The 565-nt window shown below is 66.0% G+C and carries 1 protein-coding gene; it reads left to right on the plus strand.

The annotated features are described in order from the left end of the window. The coding region (locus tag I6E78_RS18530) for a phage portal protein (protein ID WP_197183127.1) at positions 1 to 565 on the plus strand (565 nt) is incomplete at both ends.

Raw genomic sequence — 565 nt, forward strand, 5'->3', positions numbered from 1 at the left:
GCCCCAACACGGCCATGGCTGGCCTGCAGACGATCCGCAACCGCTCGCACGACGCGGTGCGCAACGACTGGAGCGCCAAGAGCGTCACCCAGAAGTGGGCCACCAACCTCGTCGGCATCGCCATCACGCCGCGCTTCAAGCGCATCACCAGCAAGACACGCAAGCAGGAACTGACGGACCTGTGGAACGACTTCGTGAAGAAGGCAGACGCCGACTGCGTGCTCGACGGCTACGGCCAGCAGACCCTGGCCGTGAAGTCGTGGCTGGCCGCCGGTGAGGTGTTCGCCCGCCGTCGTGCCCGGTTCCTTGACGAAGACGGCCTCGCGGTGCCCATGCAGGTGCAACTGCTGGAGGCCGACATGGTGCCGCTCATGGACGCGGACCAGTGGAAGGGCCTGCCTGTCGGCCACGTCATCCGCTCCGGCATCGAGTTGAACAAGCGCGGCAAGCGCGTGGCGTACTGGGTTTACAAACAGCACCCGGGCGACAAGGGGTTCATGGGCGTGATGGACCCCGACGCGCTGGTGCGCGTGGCGGCATCAGACATGATCCACATGTTCGAGCC

This window comes from Pseudoalteromonas sp. NZS127, from assembly GCF_015864805.1.
GTDB lineage: Bacteria > Pseudomonadota > Gammaproteobacteria > Enterobacterales > Alteromonadaceae > Pseudoalteromonas > Pseudoalteromonas nigrifaciens.